The organism is Variovorax paradoxus (assembly GCF_902712855.1).
Classification (GTDB): domain Bacteria; phylum Pseudomonadota; class Gammaproteobacteria; order Burkholderiales; family Burkholderiaceae_C; genus Variovorax; species Variovorax paradoxus_Q.
The window spans coordinates 100659-122471 of the sequence record NZ_LR743508.1; the positions used below are offsets into that span (position 1 = coordinate 100659).

Annotated in this window: 18 protein-coding genes; 9 read left to right on the forward strand and 9 right to left on the reverse strand. The window is 66.2% G+C overall.

Features of this window, described 5'->3' with window-relative positions; genetic code table 11:
- Positions 1-154 precede the first annotated feature (154 nt).
- From AACL56_RS26980 to AACL56_RS26990, 3 genes are all read right to left on the reverse strand, one after another.
- A complete protein-coding gene (locus tag AACL56_RS26980) occupies positions 155-3226 on the reverse strand; it encodes a di-heme oxidoredictase family protein (RefSeq protein WP_339095239.1) in 3072 nt (1023 codons plus the stop codon).
- Positions 3227-4259: 1033 nt separating this feature from the next.
- Positions 4260-4766: a flavin reductase family protein gene (locus AACL56_RS26985; RefSeq protein ID WP_339093052.1), complete on the reverse strand. Its 507-nt coding sequence runs from the start codon at positions 4764-4766 to the stop codon at positions 4260-4262.
- A complete protein-coding gene (locus AACL56_RS26990) occupies positions 4763-6016 on the reverse strand; it encodes an acyl-CoA dehydrogenase family protein (protein ID WP_339093053.1) in 1254 nt (417 codons plus the stop codon). Before AACL56_RS26990 ends, AACL56_RS26985 begins: the two co-directional genes overlap by 4 nt.
- A gap of 217 nt (positions 6017-6233) precedes the next feature.
- Here AACL56_RS26990 and AACL56_RS26995 point away from each other — a divergent pair, with 217 nt between their 5' ends.
- Positions 6234-6905, forward strand: a complete 672-nt coding sequence (locus AACL56_RS26995; protein ID WP_339093055.1) for a TetR/AcrR family transcriptional regulator — start codon at positions 6234-6236, stop codon at positions 6903-6905.
- Between the two features lie 121 nt (positions 6906-7026).
- Here the strand turns inward: AACL56_RS26995 and AACL56_RS27000 are convergent, their stop codons facing one another.
- Complete coding sequence (locus tag AACL56_RS27000) at positions 7027-7272, reverse strand: hypothetical protein (RefSeq protein WP_339093056.1); 246 nt, start codon at positions 7270-7272, stop codon at positions 7027-7029.
- A 221-nt stretch (positions 7273-7493) separates the two neighbouring features.
- Positions 7494-8441, reverse strand: a complete 948-nt coding sequence (locus AACL56_RS27005) for a LysR family transcriptional regulator (RefSeq protein ID WP_339093057.1) — start codon at positions 8439-8441, stop codon at positions 7494-7496.
- A 110-nt stretch (positions 8442-8551) separates the two neighbouring features.
- Between AACL56_RS27005 and AACL56_RS27010 the strand changes: the two genes are divergently transcribed.
- The 3 genes from AACL56_RS27010 to AACL56_RS27020 all read left to right on the forward strand — a co-directional run bounded on the left by AACL56_RS27010 (position 8552) and on the right by AACL56_RS27020 (position 12379).
- Positions 8552-9316, forward strand: a complete 765-nt coding sequence (locus AACL56_RS27010) for an SDR family oxidoreductase (RefSeq protein ID WP_339093058.1) — start codon at positions 8552-8554, stop codon at positions 9314-9316.
- A 22-nt stretch (positions 9317-9338) separates the two neighbouring features.
- Complete coding sequence (locus tag AACL56_RS27015) at positions 9339-9719, forward strand: nuclear transport factor 2 family protein (RefSeq protein WP_339093059.1); 381 nt, start codon at positions 9339-9341, stop codon at positions 9717-9719.
- A gap of 554 nt (positions 9720-10273) precedes the next feature.
- Entirely contained in the window at positions 10274-12379 is a 2106-nt protein-coding gene (locus AACL56_RS27020; protein WP_339093060.1) for a beta-propeller fold lactonase family protein, read from the forward strand.
- A 147-nt stretch (positions 12380-12526) separates the two neighbouring features.
- Here the strand turns inward: AACL56_RS27020 and AACL56_RS27025 are convergent, their stop codons facing one another.
- The 3 genes from AACL56_RS27025 to msuE form a co-directional block, all read right to left on the reverse strand.
- Positions 12527-13552 (reverse strand): methionine synthase, encoded by a 1026-nt coding sequence (locus tag AACL56_RS27025; protein WP_339093061.1) that lies wholly within the window; start codon positions 13550-13552, stop codon positions 12527-12529.
- Between the two features lie 120 nt (positions 13553-13672).
- A complete protein-coding gene (locus AACL56_RS27030) occupies positions 13673-14656 on the reverse strand; it encodes a DUF1852 domain-containing protein (RefSeq protein WP_339093062.1) in 984 nt (327 codons plus the stop codon).
- A gap of 158 nt (positions 14657-14814) precedes the next feature.
- Complete coding sequence (msuE, locus tag AACL56_RS27035; RefSeq protein WP_339093063.1) at positions 14815-15396, reverse strand: FMN reductase; 582 nt, start codon at positions 15394-15396, stop codon at positions 14815-14817.
- 355 nt (positions 15397-15751) lie between these two features.
- Between msuE and AACL56_RS27040 the strand changes: the two genes are divergently transcribed.
- The gene (locus AACL56_RS27040) at positions 15752-16663 is read left to right on the forward strand and encodes a LysR family transcriptional regulator (protein WP_339093064.1); all 912 of its coding nucleotides are present in this window, start codon (positions 15752-15754) and stop codon (positions 16661-16663) included.
- A 410-nt stretch (positions 16664-17073) separates the two neighbouring features.
- On the opposite strand, the gene AACL56_RS27045 is transcribed toward AACL56_RS27040, so the two are convergent.
- The gene (locus AACL56_RS27045; protein ID WP_339095241.1) at positions 17074-17838 is read right to left on the reverse strand and encodes an IclR family transcriptional regulator; all 765 of its coding nucleotides are present in this window, start codon (positions 17836-17838) and stop codon (positions 17074-17076) included.
- A 145-nt stretch (positions 17839-17983) separates the two neighbouring features.
- On the opposite strand from AACL56_RS27045, the gene AACL56_RS27050 reads away from it, so the two are divergent.
- The 4 genes from AACL56_RS27050 (at position 17984) to AACL56_RS27065 (ending at position 21812) form a co-directional block, all read left to right on the forward strand.
- Positions 17984-18970, forward strand: coding sequence for a Bug family tripartite tricarboxylate transporter substrate binding protein (locus AACL56_RS27050; protein ID WP_339093065.1), 987 nt, complete (start codon positions 17984-17986; stop codon positions 18968-18970).
- A gap of 53 nt (positions 18971-19023) precedes the next feature.
- Complete coding sequence (locus AACL56_RS27055) at positions 19024-19713, forward strand: RraA family protein (RefSeq protein WP_339093066.1); 690 nt, start codon at positions 19024-19026, stop codon at positions 19711-19713.
- Entirely contained in the window at positions 19710-20624 is a 915-nt protein-coding gene (locus AACL56_RS27060) for an NAD(P)-dependent oxidoreductase (protein WP_339093067.1), read from the forward strand. The genes AACL56_RS27055 and AACL56_RS27060 overlap by 4 nt, the downstream gene beginning before the upstream one ends.
- Before the next feature lie 183 nt (positions 20625-20807).
- Complete coding sequence (locus AACL56_RS27065; RefSeq protein WP_339093068.1) at positions 20808-21812, forward strand: tripartite tricarboxylate transporter substrate-binding protein; 1005 nt, start codon at positions 20808-20810, stop codon at positions 21810-21812.
- The last annotated feature ends 1 nt before the right edge of the window (position 21813 follow it).

Below are 21813 nucleotides of genomic sequence, written 5' to 3' on the forward strand. Positions count from 1 at the left end.
ATCGTCATTGCCGATGAACCTCAACCCATGGTGCGCTGTTTCGAGGGCTTCTTCCGCGATTCAAAGAGTCCCGGACACGCCGCGCGGCGCGTCATCGGCCACCGAAGAAAACCTTTCCTCGGTGGCCGACCCGGCTTTCAACGCAATCGAAAGCTCAGAGCGACTTCAGGAACGCGAGAAGCGCTTCGCGATCGGCAGCGGAGAGGCCTTCGAAACGTTGCCGCGAGCGGTCCGCTTCCCCTGCGTGCCACAGGATTGCCTCGGTGAGGTTGCGTGCCCGTCCGTCGTGCAGGTATCCCGCCTTGGCCTTGTCACCCACGACCTTCTCGGTATAGCCCAGCCCCCACAACGGCGCCGTGCGCCACATGCTGCCCTTCGCCTGGCCTTCGACGAACTTGTCCGCGAGGCCGGGGCCCATGTCGTGCAACAGCAGGTCGGAATACGGACGGATGGTCTGGCTGCGCAACTCCGCGAACAGATGGCCCGCACCCGTCTTCATCTCGGCAGTGTGGCAAGCGGTGCATCGCATGCCCTGGAAGAGCCTTGCGCCGGCGCTCACCTGTTGCGGATCGATCCGGTGCTCCTGCAATGGCGCCACACCCTTGGGGAATCCACTCGCCAGGCTGCGTTGCGCGGGCACGGCCAGCAGTGCAAGGTAGTTGGACATGGACTTCAGGTCCGACTCGGAAATGCCTTTGCGCACGCCGGCGGAGGCGCAGCCGGCGCGGTCGGTGCTGCAACTGAGGTTGGGGTAGACCGGGGAAGTCACCGCCATGTCCAGCAGCAGCGCATCGGCGGCCTGGTGGCGCAGCGTCGCCTTGGAGGCTTTCCAGCCGAAGCGTCCGAGGCGGACAGCGCCGGCTTCGGGATCGAAGACGAAGTTGGCCGTGCCCCTGACGCCGTCCTCGTCCGGATTCGATCTCACGCGCGACAGGATGTCGGCCTCCGGTATGGCTTCGAGCAATCCGAGTCCCACCATGGGCTGCGCAGCCCGCAACGATGAAATCTCCGGCGTCGGGCCTTCGAATGCGAGCACGGGCTTGCGCAATTCGACCGCCGTGCCGTCCGCGAGCTTCACGACGCTGGTCTCGAATTTCCCGACCCGGACGCTGGTGCCCCAGTCCTGCGGCGTTCCGGTTGTCGACAGCACGTTCATCTGTACCGCCGTGCCGTACACCGGATGAGGTGTCTGCTGCCCGGCCTCGTCGACCTTCGCCACCCGTACGGACATGGTGTCGAGCCGCAGGTTCAACGACGACGGCGCCGTGCTGCGGCCATTGTTGACGTGGCAGCCGATACAGGCCGACTGGTTGAAACGCTGCCCCTGCAGACCGACCGCAGGCAGGTAGCGGTCGTTGCCGGGTTCGTTGTGATCGCCGGTCGTGAAATTCGTGTGGATCAGACGGCGGCCTTCGACGAAACGCTGCATGTTCTGCATGCCGATGTTGTTGTGAGGCTGCTGGAACATGAACTGCCCGTTGTTCGAGTAGTTGTAGGACACCGAGCCCAGGCCACCCGACAGCGTCTCGTCCGGCAGCGGTACCGAGTTGAGGCGCGGCTGAACGCCGTACCAGGGCTGCAGGCCCTTGCCCACGACATAGATCCATTCGTACGAGTAGTAGCGGATGCCGCCGGTGTCGCCCTTGGCCGCCATGGCCTCGGTGGTGGAGAACATGGAGGGCGAAACTTCGATGACGTCGCCGACGACGAGCGGACGCGCAGGAATGGTCTTGCCGTTCGGGAAGCCGTTGGCATCCAGGTCGCCGTGCCCGGGATAGTCCTTGACCAGCAAGGTGCAGGCATTGTTGATGCCGGTGGGCGTGGTCAGCGCGGCATTCGGCGGATATGCCACGGGCTTGCACACGGGAACGTTGCGGTCCACGAGTTCGCCCGGTGCCATCCAGCCGTAGCCCGTGACACCGGGGCGATCGAACGCGCGAAAGAACGCGACGCCACCGCTCAGGAAGTCCACCGTGGTGTACTGGTTGACGATCAGCGTCGGCTTGGTCACGCCCGGCACGCGGCTGTTGTCGATGATCTCCACACCCCAGGTGCGGTTCTTGAAGTACTGCGAAACGAAGGTCAGGTAGTTGCCCGGCGAGCCGTCGAGCGGCGCGCCCGTGACCGGATCGACCGTTTCGTTGGGCCCATAGCCGATCTCATTCCATTCCGCGCCCCGCTCGCGGCCATGGCGGGCCAGGCCGCGCGCGCCGAACCGGGTGACCAGCGAACCGTCGGGCAGCGTGAACTGAAGCGTTTCCAGCGGCTGGGCCGAGGCAGGCAACGGAACGAGCCCGCTGCCGTTGGCCGGAAACTTCAACGCCGATGTCAGGCTGCTCGGCAGCGTGTTGTCGCTGCCCGGCTTCTTGAAGTCGACCTCGAACAGCGAGTACCCATACTGCGTTGCCCGGGCGACGCCCTGCAGGCGGACATAGCGCGCATCGATTCCGAGGTTGAAGAACTCCTCGGTGCCCCCGCGCCCGTTGGACACGTAGCGCACCTGCGTCCAGTTCTTTTCGTCGTCGGACACCAGCAGCGCGTACTCCTTGCCATAGGAGTTCTCCCACAGCAGGCGCATGTAGCCGACCTGTGTCTTCACGCCGAAGTCGAACTGGATCCATGCCCCGTCCTCGAACCTGCTGGCCCATCGGGTGTTGAGCTTGCCGTCGATCGCCATGGTCGCCGGAAGTCCCGGGTTTTCCAATGCGGAAGAGGTCGCCGACACCGGCACGACGGGTGTACCCGGCTTGGCGGGGTCGACAGGTGCGGGAGGCTGCGCAGGCTCGGGCGGTGGCTCGGCGCGCGTGCCGGCAAAGGCCTGGATCTCGAAGATCGAGTAGCCATACTGCGACGACCGCTTGACACCCTGCATGCGCAGGTAGCGGCCCTGCCCCGCGAGATCGCCCAGGTCTTCGGTGCCGCCCTGGCTGTTGTCGACCGCGCGGATGGTGGTCCAGCTCGCTTCGTCGTTGGACACCTGCAAGAGGTATCGGCTCGCGTGCGCGTTCTCCCAGTCGATGCGCACGCGGGTGATGAGTTCGGTCTTCCCGAAATCCAGCGTGAGGTCCGCGTTGTCGGTGAAGGTGCTGCTCCAGCGCGTGTTCGCGTCGTGGTCGATGGCCGCTGCAGCGCCGAGGTCGCCGCGCTCTTGCGAACTCGCTTTGGCGCCTACCGGGGTCAGTGCGGTTTCCAGTGCAGCCTTTCTCGCGAGCATGCGCATCGGCATGCCATCGGCAACGGCAACGGCAACGGCAAGCGCAGGCTCGTCGCCTGCGGCGCCATCGACTGCAACGGCTCCGGCCACACCGTCGCTGCCCCGCCGCACGCTGTCGCTCTCGGCACCGGGAACGCTGGCACCGGCACCACCGGGTTCGGACTTGCTGGCACCGGCACTCCCGAGGCCGACGCCACCGACGCCCGCATCACCGCCGCCACCGCCACCGCCACCGCCACATGCGGCCACGAGCAACGCAACGGCGACCGGCAATCCTCGCGTCAACACAGCGCGCAATCGCTCCAGATGGGAGCGGTGCACGCGCGGCTTTCTGTTCATGGGACTTTCCTCTTTTTTATCAATGAGACTGCACAGCCGACCCCTCAGTCGGCACCCCGGCGCTTCATCCGCAGTTCACATCCATCAGAACCACGACGGCGCAAACTGCGCGTCGGGACGCTCTTACAGGCGGAAGAAGATTCGCAAGTTCAAACGACAGGCCGATCCGCCGTCGTTCGACCGCATCGCTCCGGTCGATCTCATGCGCAAGCAAAGTACAGACCGGGGCAGCTCGCCGCTGAACGCGCGCCAAGGCCGACAATTTTTGGCGCACCGCTAGTTCTTTCAGCTACGGGGCTGCGCGTGCAATCAAAGGAAGTTCGCTCACGATCAACGCGACGTGTCACCTCGGCGTGACAACTTTGTCCGCCTCGATCGCAGATACGACTTATGGTCTACGGCATGTCGGCTGGCATGCCGTTCGCCCTCCTGGCGGGCATGCAGCATCAACATGCCCGTCGCTTTCCCGGCACGCCAATGGGTCAGTGCAATGCCTGGCACAGGCACGCAGGTGATGGAGCGTTACGGAAGGGGTCTGCTTCGCCGCTCGCCATGCTCTGGCGAGCGCCTTCGATCCATTGCGGCGGCGATGCAGCAAGGCGCCGGGTGCGGCGCGCGGCCAGACCGTGACGCCACGATCACCGGCGTGTGATCACGCTGCCTGCACGCTCGAACTGCGGGTTGCCCGGCGCGCAACAAGCCCGCATCAATGCGCGGACAACCGCGCAAAGTTCCCTTCCGCATACACCAGCAGGCTCCCCGCCTGATGCCGTGCCCACGCCACCTCGCCGAAGATCACCGTGTGCGACGCCACGCCACTGGACTGCGTCACCCGGCAGTCGAATGCGGCGGCGCGGTTGCTGAGCACCGGTGCGCCCGAATGCAGCGTGGTCCAGCCGTCATCCCAGAAGCGGTCGGGCACCCTGCCCATGCCCGCGAAGTCGCGCGCGAGCTGCGCATCTTCCGCCGCCAGCACGCTCACACCGAAGAATCCCGCGCGCAACACGGCCGCGTGCGTGCGCGAGTTGCGGTTCAGGCACACCAGCAATATCGGCGGCTCGGCCGACACCGACGTCACCGCCGTCGCCGTGCAGCCGAGATAGCGGCCCTCGTCGACGGTGGTGATCACGCACACGCCGGCCGCCAGCCGGCGCATGGCGGCCCTGAAGTCGCTGCCGCCGGCGGTCGGCCATGCGATCGCGGCGGCGGTCACAGCGCCACCAGCGGAATGCCGCCGTCCGCGCCGAGCAGCAGGCGCCCATAGGCTTCTTTGCCGACCTCGGTGGTGACATAGGCGTGGCGTCCGGCGATCTCGCTGTCGCGCCACAGCTTGTTCATGAGGTTGGGCTCGGCAAAGGAGCCTGCGCCGTTGGCCGTCATGAGGATGTCGAAGGCCTCCTTGACGAGCGCGAAGATGTGGCCGGTGTCGTTGCGCACCCGCCCGCGCTGCAGCAGCGACATCACCTCGCCGCGCGCCGCCGCGCCGTCGATGTCCTCGCAGGCGCGCTGCATCAGCAGGTAGGCCATGTCGATCTTGATGGCCGCCGATGCGGCGGCGAGCTGGTGCGTGGGCGAGTTCTTCGACTGCGCATACGTGGTGTAGGCCACGGGCTTGTTCGGCAGGCGCTCCAGCGTGAGGTCCATCATCGCGCGGCCCAGGCCGAGCTGCGCGCCCACCAGCACCAGCGCCGCCACCGGCACGAACACCATGTTGGCGAGCGGCTCGGTGTCCTGGTGCGGCGTCGCGAACTTCGCCTCCATCAGGTTCGCGAAGGTCTGGATGCGATGGTCCGGCACGAAGTGGTCGACGACCACGATCGTGTTGCTGCCCGAGCCCTTCATGCCGGTGACGAACCAGGTGTCCTCGATGGTCCAGGCCGTGGCCGGAATGAGGCCGAGCGCCGGCGTGAACCCACCGTTGCCGTCCGGCAGGAACAGGCCCAGCGTGCCCCAGTCGGCCGCGAACGAGCCCGACGCGTAGCCCCAGCGTCCGCTCACCATGTAGCCGCCTTCGACACGCTCGGCCTTGCTGCCGGGCGTGAAGATGCCGCAGCACCTGGCGTTCGGGTTGGCGCCGAAGACTTCGTCCTGCGCCTGCTGCGAATAGGTGGTGGCGAACCAGGTGCACACGTTCAGCAGGGCCACGGCCCACGAGGTCGAGCCGTCGCCGCGGCCCACTTCGGCCACGGTCTCCATCATCGTGCGCAGGTTGGTGCCCAGGCCGCCATAGCGCTTGGGCACCAGCAGCCTGAACAGGCCCGCCTCCTCGAGGGCCTTCATCACCTCGGGCACGACCTGGCGCTCTTCGGAGGTGCGGGCGGCGTGTTCGCGGATCAGCGGCACGAGCCGCGTGGCGCGTTCGATGATCTCGCGGTTCGGCTTGACCCATTCGTCGACCTGCACGGCCGGCGGCCTGCGGGGCGTGAGACGGGTGACGACGGAAGCTGTTGCGGTGGGGGACATGGGATTTCCTCGAATGACGATGGATGGGGCCGGCAGGGCCGAAGCCCTGTGGGGCCGGTTGCATCGATGCGCATCGATGGAAGAAATTTAGCGCCGGCCCGCAACGCCAGCCACATCCCATTCCCTACCTGCCAATGACGAAACGTCAGCTTGAGGAGGCGCATGCCTCGTGTTCGCACGCTTGGCGCGCGCCATGGCGAGGTCCTATATTCGCCCGATGGAAGGCTTCGACCATCGCCCCGATCACCGCCCCGAAGTGGCCGAGAAGCGCCGCGCGCTGATGCGCGCGCGCATCCTCGAAGCCACCGCGCGCGCCTTCACCGGCAGGGTCAGCGCCACGCCCGGCATCGAGGACATCGCCCGCGCAGCGGACATTTCGCACGGCACGTTCTATCGCTACTTCGAGTCGCTGGACGAAGCCGTGGTGGCGGCCGGCATCGCGGTCAGCGACGAACTCATGATCGGCATCCTGCCGTTCTACGATTTCCTGAAGGAGCCGTGGCAACGCTTTTCGGTCGGCTTCCGGCTGTACCTCGTGCGCTCGCTCGAAGACCCGAAGCGCACCGAATTCCTGATCCGCATGGATGTCTGGCCCCATGGTTCGCTGGTCGACAAGTACATGTCCGCCGACCTGCAGAAAGGGCTCGACGAGGGCCAGTTCGAGATCGACAACGTCGAGGCCGCAACGGATTTTCTGAAGGGTGCCTCCGCCGGCACGATCCAGGCCGTGCGCCGTGGCGTGGCCGAGCCGGAGCGCTACATCGATGCGGCGGTGGGCATGGGCTTGCGCAGCCTCGGCTGCGACGTCGAGGCTTGCCGCAAGGGCGTGCAGTTTTCGCGTGCCCATGTGGCGCAGCTGCCTGCGCGACGGCCCTTCTCAGAGACCTGAGGGTCGCGGCATGCCCTTGACGAATCCGTTGCTGGAGGTCGGAGCCCGGCATCCAATGGCCGGTTGGAGCCGCACGGGAATGCGGTCGCCCGACCGGATTTCGACGGGCTGCTCCCTGCCGTCATGAGAAGGTCAAGTCCAAGCCAAGCATCCTGACGAGGCCGAAGGTGAGCAGCGAGAGGCCCAGAAGCAGCAGCAGGAAGACGGCGGCCACCTTGCCGCTCGCGCGCAGCACCGCGTTCTGCTTCTCCTTCCCTTCCTTCCCCTTCTTCCCTTTTTCATAGTGCCACTTGATGGCGAAGAACATGCCCGTGCCGAACACGAGGACCTTGAACGTGACGAAGACTACAGGGACCCAATCCATCATTTGATTATTCTCAGGCTAGTGCTTGACGCTGTCCGTGGTGAGGACCACGGGTCTGCCATCGAGCTGAAGCGGTCACCGCCGACAGAGCAGCGGCTGACCGGTTGCGACGACTGTAGTCGGTCGCACCGGCGTCGCGAAAAGGCCCCAAGGTCGCGTTCCTGTCGGGCACAGCGCGCCATCGCGCGGCCTTGCTTCGCCATGGCGAAAGGCAGGTCGATGCATCACTCGCCATCCACCCTGGGCCTCGAGTCGAAAGGCGCAAACACCGCCACGGCCCAGTCTGCGAACGCCCGGATCTTGGCACTCAGCTGCCGATTGCTCGGGTACACCAGCCGTATGGTGTGAGCAGGCCGGCTCCAGTCCGGCAATATCTCCACCAGGCTGCCATCACCAAGAAACGGCGCCACCGCAAAGCGGAAGGTCTGTCCCACCCCCAGCCCGTGAAGCAGCGCGTTGACGTGCGCCGTGCTCTCGTTGAACGACGTGCCATCGCCTGGCTTGACCGCGACCCGCTCCCCGTGCCGGTTGAATTCGAGCGAGAAGGCGCGGCCGGTCAATGACGAGAAGTAGCCGGAAATCGTGTGCCGGCCCCCCTGCCCTTCGCCGGTCACGGACAGCAGGTCGTCAGGGTGCTCCGGGATGCCTCTCGCGGCGATGTAGGCGCTCGATGCACACGTCACCCATTCCAGATGCGCAAGATGCCGGGCCACCATGGATGAATCAGGCATCTCGCCACCCCTGATCGCGCAGTCGACGCCTTCGCCGATCAGGTCGGCCGGCCGGTCGCTCACCCCGAGTTCCAGCTGAAGGTCCGGGTAAAGATCGCGGAAATGCCCCAGGGCCGGAATGAGGATGCGATTGGCCAGCACCGAGCCGACATCCACCCGCAGCCGCCCTCGCAGTTGCGATCGGGCTCCGCTGGCCAGCTGGTCCATGTCTTCCAGCTCGGCAATGAGCCGCTTCGCGCGCTCGTAGTAGGCAGACCCGTCGGCCGTGACGCTGACCTTTCTCGTGGTGCGCTGGAGCAGTCGCACGCCGAGGTGATGCTCCAGGTCCTGGATGAGCTTCGTCACTGTCGGACGCGGGACGTTCATCGCGTCCGCGGCGCGAGAAAAGGCGTTGGTCTCGGCGATGCGAACGAAGACCTTCAGGGCCAGCAGTTGATCCACGGCGCAACCTCATTGTTCATGTACAGGAATTATGTTCTAGCTGATTCGCTGTTTATTCACATGCATGAACGGCTTAACCTTGAGGCATCGAAACACCTCAGGAGAAAGAAATGGCTCAGAAGCTCGCAGGCAAAGTTGCCGTTGTCACCGGCGCAACCACCGGTATCGGCTTTGCAGCAGCAAAGGCATTTGCCGCGGAAGGCGCCACCGTCTACATCACGGGCCGCCGCAAGGCCGAGCTGGACGCTGCCGTGGCGGCCATCGGATTCGCAGCAATCGGCGTGCAGGCCGACTCCAGCAAGCTGGGCGACCTCGATCGGCTGTATGCCCAGGTCGAGGCCGAACAGGGACGCCTGGACGTTCTCTACGCCAACGCGGGCGGCGGCGGCATGCTGCCTCTGGGCAGCATCACCGAAGAACACTTCGACGAAACCTTCGATCGCAATGTGAAGGGCGTCGTGTTCACCGTGCAGAAGGCGCTGCCGCTGCTGGACAAGGCCAAGGCCGGCGCCTCGGTCATTCTTGCCGGCTCCACGACCAGCGTGCTCGGCACCGCCAACTTCAGCATCTACAGCGCGACCAAGGCCGCGGTGCGCAACCTGGCGCGCAGCTGGATCCTCGACCTCAAGGGCCGCGCAATCCGCGTCAACACGCTGTCGCCCGGTCCCGTTCACACGCCGGGCCTGGTGGAGCTCGCCGGACCGGATGCAGAGCAGCAGAAGGGTTTGCTCGACTACCTCACGACCCAGGTGCCGCTGGGCCGCATGGGGCAGCCCGAGGACATCGCCAAGGCTGCGGTCTTCCTGGCTTCGGACGACTCGGCTTTCGTCAACGGTGTGGAGCTGTTCGCCGACGGCGGGCAGGCCCAGGTCTGAACCCGCAGCCGGAGAGCACACCATGAAATCCGCACCCGAACTGCTGCGCGCCTACCTCGAGAACATCCGCTCGCCGGAGACTGCTGCCGGCCTGTTCGCACCGGACGGTGTCCTGGAACTGCCCTGGATTCAGGTCCGCGCGCAAGGGCCGGAAGCGATCCGCAACCTTGTGTCCGGGCTGCTTGCCAAGGTTCCCGAGTTCGCGTTCAACGACATCCGGTTCTGGATCGAGACACCGGACCGGACCTTCGCCGAGTACGACGTGGATGCAACGGTGGCCGCTTCCGGAAAACCCTACCGGCAGACCTACGCGGGCGTGCTGATCGCCGAGGGCGGGAAGATCAAGCTGCTTCGGGAAGCGTTGAACACGGCAGCGGCGGCGGAGGCTTTCAGTCCCGTGTAGCGGCGCCTGCGGTCGGGTCTCTGCGCTCTTCGGTGCAGGGGCCCGGCGCCGATCTGTCCGATGCCCGGGCCATGGCGCTGGTAGCCGGGCGATTGCTGAAGTTCCGTGCGCGCGACGTTCACACCTCCTGCAAGTCGGCACCGCGAGGCCGGGTTATGAAAGGACGTCCCTCATGATTCAGTGATCGGCATCGTCGCAGCGGCCATGGGCGTTGCAGCGCTTACCGTCAACGTCCGCCAACTCTCCCGGCGTGCCGGCGTGCCGGCTTGCAAGCGCGCATGCTGGTGCGCCCGACCGTCAAGCGAAACATGGGCGTGTATGCCTGCCGGACGAAGCCATCGATCGCTCGAAGGCCTGAGTCTGCGCCCGCGCAAGGCCACACCCACCATTCCCGGCCGGCCGGCTTGCCCTTCATCGCGCCTGCGCCTCTACCTGTTTTCGGGTATTCACGCATCGACGGGCATCACATAGCATCCGCCGCGCTGTTCACTCCCCGCCACCGACGCCGTCACGGCGCAGGTCGTCTCCGTATGCGCTCCCGTTCTCCTCGCCTGATGGCCCGTCTCGCGCCGTTCCTGCTGGCCCTCTCGCTGGGCGCCTGCGGCGGAGGTGGCGACTCATCGGGTGGCAGCTTCCTGGCGTTCCCTCCGGCGCCCCCCGTCTCCTCCACCGGCGCGACGATTGGCGGCACGATCAGCGGTCTGTCGGGCACGGTGGTGCTGCGCAACAACGGGCAGGACGACCTGCGCGTGTCGGCTAACGGCGAGTTCGTCTTCGCCAGCGCCGTGACGCTCGGCAATCCGTACGCGGTGACGATCGCAGCCCAACCCGAGGGCCAGACCTGCAGCGTGAGCGCGGGCCAGGGCACGGCCAACGCCGCGGTGAATGACGTGCGGGTGGTTTGCGCCGCGCAGACGCATCCCGTCGGCGGCACGGTCAGCGGCCTCACCGGCACGCTGGTGCTGCGCAACAACGGCGGCGACGAGCTGAGCGTGACGGCCAATGGTGCCTTCACCTTCGCGCAGGCCCTGCCGCATGGGGCCGCGTACGACGTGAGCGTGCGCACGCAGCCCCTGGGTCAGTTGTGCACTCTGGCCGGCGCATCCGGCATCGCCAGCGCGCCGGTCGCCAGCATCACCGCCAGTTGTGCGGCGGACCCCGGCTCCGTTCCGCCCGCCATTCCCACCACGCCCTCGCTGAGCTATGCGCCCAAGGCCTTCCTGTTCAGCTGGGCGGCCGTATCCGGGGCCACGTACTACCGGCTGGGCGAAGACCCGGCCCACAGCGGCAGCTTCAGCGTGCTGGCCGACAACCTGGCGGCTACCACGTACGCGCTGCAGAATCTCGCGCTGGCCGCGCCCCCTGCCGCGTACCGCTATGCGCTTCAGGCCTGCAACGACAGGGGCTGCAGCCCCTGGTCCTTGCCTGTGCTGCCCGACGCCGCCAAGGCCATCGGCTACGTCAAGCGTCCTGACGGAGCGGCCGTACGCGGCTTCGCGGGCGGCCTGTCGGCCGTTGCCATCAGCCGCAACGGTTCGCTGATGGCCATCTCCCAGCGCGATGCGGATGCGGTCCATCTCTTCAGCAACGAATCGGGAAGCTGGACGTGGGTGCAGACGCTGGTGACGCCGGGCTCTGCCCCGTCGAGCCTCAGCCTGTCCGACGAAGGCACGCTGCTGGCGGGAAGCATCCAGGGCAGCGTTCCTGGCGGACAGGTCGAGGTCTATCGGCGCGGCCCCTCGGGGTGGACGCATGAGCAGACCTGGCTCTCGCCTGCGCCGCAGAACCTCGGTTTCTTCGGCGATGGCGTGAGCATTTCCAGCGACGGCACGGTCGCCGCCATCGGCGAATACTTCGTTGGCCCGGGCAAGTTCCATGTCTTCCGGAAAACCTCGGGAACCTGGGCGCTGGAGGAAAGCATCGATGCACCGAACGGACAGGGCGGATCGCTGTTCGGCGGCTCCGCCACCATCTCGGGCGACGGCTCGACCATTGCCGTGGGTGCGCAGTCCGAGAGCGTGGGCGGCATCTCCGATGCTGGCGCTGCCTACGTCTATGTACGGGACGCAGGCGCGTGGGCGCTCGGCAGCCGCCTGGCGCCGCCCGGGTCGGCCGGCGCGGCGCATTTCGGCACCTCGCTCGCCCTGTCGTACGACGGCAGTGTCCTGGCGGTCGGGGCGCGCAACGAGGACGAAGCCGGCGCCGTCCGTGCCGGCGCGCTGTACGTGTACCGCCGCGGCAGCATCGGCAGCGGCCACGCGATGGAGCAGCGGCTCGTCGCGCCCCAGCCCGCGCTGAACACCGCTTTCGGCGGCTACGGCGTGGCCCTCACACGCGACGGCACGATGCTCGCCGTCGGCGCCATCGGAGACCAGGCCACTTCTGCCGGCGTCGGTGGCGACATGACGCCGGGCAGCGTAGCGGTCGGCGCGGTCTTCCTCTACGACAGGTCTTCTTCCTCCGGATGGCAACGCAGGCCCGCCATGGTCAAGGCCACCAACCCCGACGCGAACGACCTCTTCGGCTACGCACTCGCAATGTCGGGCGACGGACGCACGCTCGCGGTCTCGGCGCCCAACGAAGCGGGCAGCGCCACCGGCATCGACGGAGACGCTTCCGACAACTCGGCGCCCTTCAGCGGCGCGGTGTACCTGTACTAGAGCGAACAGATACTCAAGAGGCCTGCCGGAACGGCGAAGCCTGGTGCAATCATTCGGCAGCTTGCTGTCGAGGCGCGGATCGAGCGTCGCGAGCCCGCGCGCTCCGTGCAGCAGCTGCGGGCCGCCCCTTGGACGACCGTGTGCGCATCACGCGGCCGCGAAGCGCTCCCTGGCCAGCTTCGTGCCCGCCGCCAGCGCTTCCAGCTTGCGCCACGCCACGTCGCGGCCCATCGGCGCCAGGCCGCAATTCGTGCATGGGAACAGCCGCTCCTTCGGCACGAACTCCAGCGCCCGGCCGATGGTGTCTGCCACTTCCTCGGGTGTCTCGACCACGTCGCTGGCCACATCGATCACGCCGACCATCACGTCCTTGCCGGCCAGCAGCTTCATCAGGTCGGGCGGCACGTGGGAGTGGATGCATTCCAGGCTCACCTGGTCGATGCGGCTGCGGGCCAGCGCGGGGAACACCGTCTCGTACTGGCGCCATTCGTCGCCCAGCGTGCTCTTCCAGTCCGTGTTGGCCTTGATGCCGTAGCCGTAGCAGATGTGCACCGCCGTCGTGCAGGTCAGGCCCTGCGCCGCGCGCTCGAGCGCCTGCACGCCCCAGTCGGCGGCATCCTTCATGTAGACATTGAAGGCGGGCTCGTCGAACTGGATGATGTCCACGCCGTCGGCCTGCAGCGCGAGCGCTTCCTGGTTGAGCAGTTCAGCGAACGCGAACGCCATCTTCACCTTGTCGCCATAGAAGCGATCTGCCACGGTATCCACGATGGTCATCGGGCCGGGCAAGGTGAACTTCAGCTTCTTCTTCGTGTGGGCGCGTGCCAGCTGCGCCTCGAAGGCATGCACACGGCCCTTCAGGCGCAGGGCCGACACCACCTGCGGCACCATCGCGTCGTAGCGGTTGTCGCGGATGCCCATCTTCACCTTGTGCTCGAAGTCGATGCCCTCGACCTGCTCGAGGAAGCCGTGCACGAAATGCTGGCGCGACTGCTCGCCGTCGCACACGATGTCCAGGCCTGCGTCTTCCTGGGCCTTGATCCACAGCAGCGTTGCGTCGGCCTTGGCCTGGCGAAGCGCATCGCCTTCAGCCCGCCACTGAGGCCAGAGTTTGTTGGTTTCAGCCAGCCAGGCTGGCTTCGGCAGGCTGCCGGCAATGGAGGTTTCGAACATCTGCGGATTCCTTTTCAAGCAAAGATGGATATGGCGAGCGGCCTCCGGGAACGTGTTCCCCGAACAGCCAATGAATGATGCGTGATGCGGGGCGCGACGTCAGCAGCGCCGATGCGAATGTCAGGCCGCGGCAGTGGCGATCCACCGTTCGAGGACGCTCTTGTACGGCTTGATGAAGTGCTCCTCCGCAAACTTCCCCTGCTTGACCGCCAGCTGGCTGCGCTCCTCGCGGTCATAGACGATCTGCGTCAGCGAGTAGTCCTGGTTCTTCAGGCTCGGTCGATAGAGCTTCCCTGCGGCGGAGTTGGCGTTGTAGATCTCGGGCCGGTAGATCTTCTGGAAGGTTTCCATCGTGCTGATGGTGCCGATCAGCTCGAGGTTGGTATAGCCGCCCAGCAGGTCGCCGTGGAAGTAGAAGGCCAACGGCGCAATGCCATTCGGAGGCATGAAGAAGCGAACCTGCATCCCCATCTTCGCGAAGTATTGATCGGTCGAGGACAGTTCATTCTGCTGGTACTCGGCACCCAGCACCGGGTGCTGGTTACCGGTCCGCCGATAGGTCTTGCTGGTCGAGGCGCTGATGCAGATCGCGGGCGGCTTGCCGAAGTGTTCCTTGTACGTGCTCGAATTGGCAAACTGCTTGAACAGCTTTCCATGCAGGTCGCCGAAATCTGCCGGAACACCGAATTCCGCTCTATCGACGTTGTAGCCCGGGAGCAGGACGCTGAAGTCGTAATCCCGCACGTAAGAGGAAAAATTGTTCCCTGCGATACCGTCGATGCGCCTGTTCTCCTTCTTGTCGAGGATGCAGGTCTTCAGTATCTCGATCAACGGAAATGCATCGGACCTGCTCTCGGCATCCATGCGCATCTCGACGGAGATGATCTCGAGTTCGACAGCGTAGCGATCGCCCATCGGGTTGTCCCAATGCGCCAGCTCGTTGAAGCGGTTGTCGATCATCTTCAGCGTGTTGCGCAGGTTCTGCTGCCGGTTCGCTCCCCGGGCCAGGTTGGCGAAGTTGGTGGTGATGCGCGTGCTGTCCGACGGTTCATAGTTTTCGTCGAAGCGGATGCTCTTGAGGTTGAAGGTGGGTTCTTGGTTCATCGCAATCCAGTGAACAGGTTTTTTGGGGAGAAAGAGAGCGGCTGATTCCCGGTTCAGGCCGCGACCGCTTCAGCGGCCGCTTCCCGGTTCAGGCCGCGACCGCTTCAGCGGCCGCTTCCCGGTTCAGGCCACGACCGCTTCAGCGGCCGCTTCCCGGTTCAGGCCACGACCGCTTCAGCGGCCGCAGGGGCGCTGGCCGCGCGCGTCAGCTTCACCAACGGCAGTGCGCGCTGGATCGCCAGCGCGGCCCGCTGGATGAGGGCTTCGTTGTGCAGGCGGTGGTCGACGAAATCCATGTCGGTCGCGTAAACGCCGAGCGGCAAGGTGCGTGCCTGGAAGAAGCTGAACAGCGGCCGCAACTGGTGGTCGATCACCAGGGCATGGCGCTCGCTGCCGCCGGTGGCCGCCAGCAGGACCGGCTTGTCGATCAGGGCGTCCTGGTGGATGAAGTCGAAGAAGTGCTTGAACAACCCGGTGTACGAGCCGCGGTAGACCGGTGTGGCCACGACCAGGATGTCGGCCTGCTCGACCGCCGCGAGGTCGTTCTCCACCGTGTCGGGGAGCTGGGAGCGCCAGACCGCACCCGCGAGTCGCGGCGCGAGCGGGCCCAGTTCGATCAGGCGCTGTTCGCACGGAACCTGGTCGGCCATCAGGTCCAGCAGGTGTTCTGCAAGCGCTGCAGCCCTGGAGGGGCGTTGCAGCCCGCCGGAGACCGCTACCAGGCGGAGTGGATGTGTCATTTCTGTTTTCATAGGGATGGATCTGCGCGGTGCCCGGAGAAGTCAATGGCTCGCATTGCGGCAGGCTGCGTCATCGAGCGCGCAGATCCTTCGACCGCGCCTGAGGGTGGACCGAGCACCTGTACGCAAAACTCTCCTGAACGCCACGCGCAAGGCTCACGCGGGATACGGGTCAACCTGCGCCGAGGGCGAATCGGGAAGCAGCGCCTCGAAGCGCACGCGCATCTCAAGTTGCTGAAGCCTCTCCAAGTCCATTCCTCTTCGGTGCAATCGAACAATGGAGCGAATGCTAGGGTTGCAGGACCATGAAGTAAAATGGTTTTATTTCACAAATCCATGAATCCTATTCATCCATATGCTTGAGCGCATTCACCTCAGCATCGTTCAGCAGGTCGAGAAGCAGGGCTCGTTGACAGCCGCCGCAGGCGTGCTGAACCTGACCCAGTCGGCCCTCAGCCACAGCATGAAAAAACTGGAGCAGCAACTGGGCACGGACGTCTGGCTGCGGGAAGGCCGAAGCCTGCGCCTGACGCAGGCCGGCCAGTACCTGCTCGCAGTGGCGAACCGGGTGCTGCCGCAACTGGACCTGGCCGAAGAACGCCTGGGCCAGTTTGCGCAGGGCGAGCGCGGTGCGCTGCGCATCGGCATGGAGTGCCACCCTTGCTACCAGTGGCTGCTCAAGGTGGTTTCGCCCTATCTGGCAACTTGGCCGGACGTGGATGTCGACGTCAAGCAGAAATTCCAGTTCGGAGGAATCGGCGCGCTCTTCGGCTACGAGATCGACCTGCTGGTCACGCCCGACCCGCTGTTCAAGCCGGGACTGAAGTTCGAACCCGTGTTCGACTACGAACAGGTGCTCGTCGTGGCCAAGGACCATCCGCTGGCATCGGCGGCCTACGTGAAACCCCGGCAGCTGACACAGGAAGTGCTCATCAGCTACCCCGTCGACATCGAGCGCCTGGACATCTACAACCAGTTCCTGTTGCCCGCCGGTGTCACGCCCAAGCGCCACAAGGCCATCGAAACCACCGACATCATGGTGCAGATGGTGGCCAGCGGCCGCGGCGTGGCAGCCCTGCCGCGCTGGCTGGTCGAGGAGTACGCGGGCAGGATGGACGTGGTGCCCGTGAGGCTGGGCGCACGCGGCATCGCCAAGCAGATCTTCCTGGGCGCACGCGAGGCGGACACCGCCATCGATTACGTGCGTGCCTTCATCGAACTGGCCCGTCAGCCGGCCGCCGCCATTGCGCAGGGAGCCCGTCGATGAAGAGCCCGACACCCGTCGCGCATGACGATGCCCTTGGTCCATCCTGAAGAGCCCAGCGCCTCAGGCAACATCACTGACGGCTTTTCGCTGGAGGTCGGCGCGAAGGACATCGCGGCATCCGCGCAAGCGTCCCCCTCATCGCGAACCCACTGCGCCTGCCTTGCCGCAAAAGCCTTGCGCCGGGGTCCGGCCTGCAGCGCGCGCCTGTAGATCTCCCCCGAGATCGGTGTCCAGCTTGCCGAGGGCGGCGCCTGGAAGGTCGACGCAGCCCGAAGACGTGTTGCCGGGCGTTGCTGCGCACGACGTTCGCAACCTGTTGTGCATCCGCATCCCGATCTGGATCTGGATCGCTGGCACAGCGCGGGCCTGTGCAGCCGCACAGGCGCCTGCGGCAACCCGACGCACGCTATCTATGGATGCCAGGTCGAGACAACGGTCGGGGTCTCGGCAGTGGGGCGTCCGGCAAGTGCGTACGAGAGCTCGTTGGCTGCCTTCATGATCGTCTTCGCCAGGCCGAGCAGCTTGGCCTTCGGCAGGCGATCGGCCGGTCCGGAAATGCACACCGATCCCAGCAGCGCCCAGCGCAGTCCGAACACGGGGGCGGACACGGTCGCCACGTTCTTCTCGCGCTCGCCGATGGAGAAGTGGTAGCCCTTCTTGCGGATGTCCTCGTAGAGCTTTCCCGGCTCGCCGGAGAACGCGAGGATCACGCGGCCCGGTGAGCCCAGCTCCAGCGGAAGCATCGCGCCCATCCGTGCGTGGTGCCGGATCGGCTGCGGTCCTTCCACGCGCGCCAGGCAGGTCCTCGAGTTCCCCTCGCGCACGTAGAACGCTGCACTTTCTCCGGTTGCCTGCGACAGGGCCAGCAACATGGGTTCGACGACGTTGTTCGCATCGAAGCTCGACTGGTAGCGCGCGCCGAGCCAGCCCGCAGCGGGCCCGAGGCGCCAATCGCCATCGTCCCTCTGCACCACGTAGCCCGACAGCGCGAGCGTGCGCAACAGGCGCAGCGCAGTGGTCTTGTGCATCCCGCTGCGCCGGGAGAGTTCGGCGAGCCCCAGCCTCCCGTCCTGCATGCCGAACGCGTCGAGCAGCTGCAGCGCGCGCGTGACGGCCGTGACGCCGCCCGTGGCTCCTGCGTCGGCTTCGCGGGGTTCCTCGACGACTTCGGAAATCTTCCTGGATCTGGCTGCGTTTCGCACGGTGGTACGCGGTTCAACTGATGGACCACCATTGTATGGCGTGAAACGCAAATCTAAAGTTCGTCCCACAGCTTGAGCGCTTTGCTCGAAAGCACATCCCCCGACTGGAGACAACCTGATGACCGTTCAAAGCCATGGCGCCATTTCCCGACGTGCCGTCCTCGCCCTCTCGATCGCCCTCGCCTGCGGTGCCGTCCAGGCACAGGGCTACCCGGCCCGGCCGATCCGGCTGGTCGTGCCGTTCCCGCCGGGAGGCGGGACGGACATCCTGGCCCGCGAAGTCGCGAACAAGGTCGCCACCACGGAAGGCTGGACCATCGTCATCGACAACAAGCCGGGCTCGGGCGGCAACATCGGCGTCGACGTGGCGGCAAAGGCCGCTCCCGACGGGTACACGCTCGTGCTGGGCCAGACGAGCAATCTCGCAATCAACCCGACGCTCTACTCGAAGCTCCCGTACGACCCCGTGAAGGACCTGGCGGCCGTGGGCCTCGTGGCATCCGCTCCGCTGGTGCTGGTGGTGTCGTCCACCTCGCCGTACAAAAAGCTCGCGGATGTCGTCGCCGCCGCAAAGGCCAAGCCGACCGCACTGAACTATGCGAGCTCGGGCAACGGCACGGTCGCTCACCTGGCCACCGAACAGTTCCAGAAGGCGGCCGGGGTGCAGTTCACGCACGTGCCGTACAAGGGCGCATCGCAGGGACTGACCGACCTGGTGGGCGGGCAGATCCAGATGTACATGTCCTCCGTGCCCACCCTGATCGCCCAGATCAAGAGCGGGCAACTCCGCGCCCTGGCCGTGACGTCGCTGCAGAGGAACAAGGACCTGCCCGACGTGCCGACGCTGGCCGAATCGGGCTACAAGGACTTCGAGGCGGTCACCTGGTTCGGCGTCGCCGGTCCTGCAGCGCTGCCCAAGGACATCGTCGCGAAGCTGAACGAGGCCTTCAACAAGGCGCTCGCCACCGCGGACGTGCAGAAGAAATTTGCAGCACAAGGCGCGGAGCCGGTGTCGGGCACGCCGGAGAAATTCGCATCGCTCATTCGCACCGACGGCGCGCGCTGGGGCGCCATCGTCAAGGCCTCCGGCGTCAGGCTCGACTGAGCACCGGACCCGTCCATCCCGCTTTTCCACATCGCTTCACAGACAGCACTTCCATGCCCTCGACCCTTCCCGACATCATTCGCGACTTCGACCGCGTGCCCTCCGACATCGTCGCGCGTGCCGCTGCGTTCCAGCCAGCCATCCTTGCCGACGTTGCCGGCCGGCGCGGCGCGCTCGACGGCCGCATCAAGGCCCTGCGCTCCCGCATGAAGCTGGCGGGCACCGCCTTCACCGTCGAGGTGCGCCCGGGCGACAACCTGATGATCCATGCCGCCATCGCGATGGCGAAGCCGGGCGACGTCCTGGTGATCGACGGCAAGGGCGACCTGACATCCGCCCTGATGGGCACGATCATGATGACCGCCTGCCAGAAGCTCGGCATCGCCGGCGTCGTCATGGACGGCGCATGCCGCGACAGCCTGGAGATCGACGAGATGGACTATCCGGTCTTCGCTGCCGGCACGAACCCCAACGGCCCGACCAAGAACATCGGCGGCCGGATCGGCCATCCGGTGTCGATCGGCGGCGTCACCGTGCGGCCGGGCGACTTCGTGATCGGCGACGGCGACGGCGTCGTGGTGGTCGAGCGCGAGAAGATCGAAGCGCTGCTGCCGCTCGCCGAGAAGAAGGTCAGGGACGAGGCAGCGCGCATCGCGGCCATCAAGGAAGGCGACACGGCCGCCAAATGGCTCACCTCGGCGCTGCGCACCGCCGGCGTGCTGAAGGAAGGCGAGACGCTGTGAGCGCGATTCTCGTCACCGGCGCGGACCTGGCGCCACAGGCCCTCGCGTTGCTGGAAGGGTTCGAGGTGGTCTACGCGGGCAAGACGCCGGTGGAGAGCGACCTCGTGGCGCTGTGCCGCGCCCACGATCCGGCGGCGATCATCGTGCGCTACGGCAAGGTCGGCGCCGCCGTCATGGACGCGGCCCCTTCGCTGAAGGTGATCTCCAAGCACGGCAGCGGCACCGACACCATCGACAAGGCCGCCGCGCAGCAACGCGGCATCGAGGTGGTCGCCGCGGTCGGCGCCAATGCGGCAGCCGTTGCCGAACAGGCGCTGGCCTTGACCCTCGCATGCGCCAAGTCGGTCGTGGGCCTGAACGAACGCATGCATGCCGGGCATTGGGACAAGGCGACCCACAAGAGCATCGAGCTCGGGGGACGCACGATCGGCCTGCTCGGACTCGGTGCCATCGGCCTGCGTTTTGCGCGCATGGCCGATGCAATGGGCATGCGCGTCATCGGGTTCGATCCGTATGCGAAGAACCTGCCGGCCTTCGTCGCCCCGGTGGACCTCGAAACGATCTGGCGCGAGTCGGACGTCGTTTCGCTCCACTGTCCGTTGACCGAAGACAACAGGGGCATGCTGAATGCCAGCACGCTCGCGCAATGCAAGCGGGGGGTGATCGTCGTCAACACGGCGCGCGGGGGCCTGATCGATGAACCCTCGCTGCTGGCAGCGGTTCGATCGGGCCAGGTGTTCGCTGCGGGCCTCGACAGCTTTGCGGTCGAGCCCATGGCACCAGGGCATGCCTTCCAGGGCGAAGCCCGCATCGTCCTGAGCCCGCACATCGGCGGCGTGACGACGGATGCCTATGTGAACATGGGCGTCGGCGCTGCGACCAACCTGCTGGCCGTTCTAAACCGCCACTGACGCGACCCGCCGCGATCCGCCACGCCCCACCGGAAGCGCGGCGCCGGATCCGGACCGCTTCGCAAGAAAACGGAAAGCCACCCGGAGCCTCAGGCGAAGTTGGCCGAAGAGCAAATCGATCGATGCATCGCCGACGGCATCCGCTGCGTCGTCGCGGCGATCCGATCCAGCAAAGGAGGCATGATGACACCCCCTACCGCACTGAAGCGCTCGGTACGCGCCGGCGCAGGCGCCGCACTGCTCGGCGCGACGAGCCTGCTGCCCACGTTCGCGTCCGCTCAGACAACTGCATATCCGAACAAGCCGGTGCGCCTGCTGGTCGGCTTCTCCGCCGGCGGTCCGACCGACGTCGTCGCGCGGGCCTTCGCCGATCGTGCCGCGCGCACGCTGGGGCAGCCGTTTCTCGTGGACAACAAGCCGGGCGCCAACACCATCCTCGCCGCCGAGGCGGTCGCGTCGGCACCGGCGGACGGCTACACCCTTCTGCTCGGCGCCACGAACCACACGATGATCCCCGCGCTCTACAGCCAGCGTGTGAAGTTCGATGCGGTGCGGTCGTTCGCGCCGGTGTGCACGCTTGCGGTGAGCCCGACGGTGCTGGTCGTCGGTCCGTCGATGCCGGTCAAGTCGTTCGCGGCATTCATGGAGGCCGTCAAGGCCGCGCCGGGAAAGCGCACCTACGCAACGCCCGGCTCGGGCAGTTCAGGGCACTTCGCCAGCGCGCATTTCACGCAGCTGACCGGAACGTCCATGAACCACATCCCGTACAAGGGAGCCGCGCAGGCCATCACCGACCTGATCGGCGGCCAGGTCGACAGCTCCTTCGCGACGCTGGGCTCCGTGCTCCCGCAGGTCCAGTCCGGCAAGCTCACGGCGCTGGCCGTGGCCTCTGCGAAGCGATCGCCGCTGATGCCGAACGTGCCGACCTTCGAGGAGCTCGGCGTGAAAGGCTATGCGGCCGATGCGTGGTACGGGCTGCTCGCTCCTGCCAACACGCCGCCGCAGGTGCTTTCCGCCCTGCGTCGCGTGGCCACGGAATTTGCGCAGGCGCCTGCCACGCAGGAAAAGCTCCGGTCCATGGGCATGGAGCCTCAGAACGCATGCGCCGACGCTTTCGGCGCACAACTCGCGGGCGAGGTGAAGCTCTACGGAGAGCTGGCCCGATCGCTCGATCTCAAGACCGACTGAA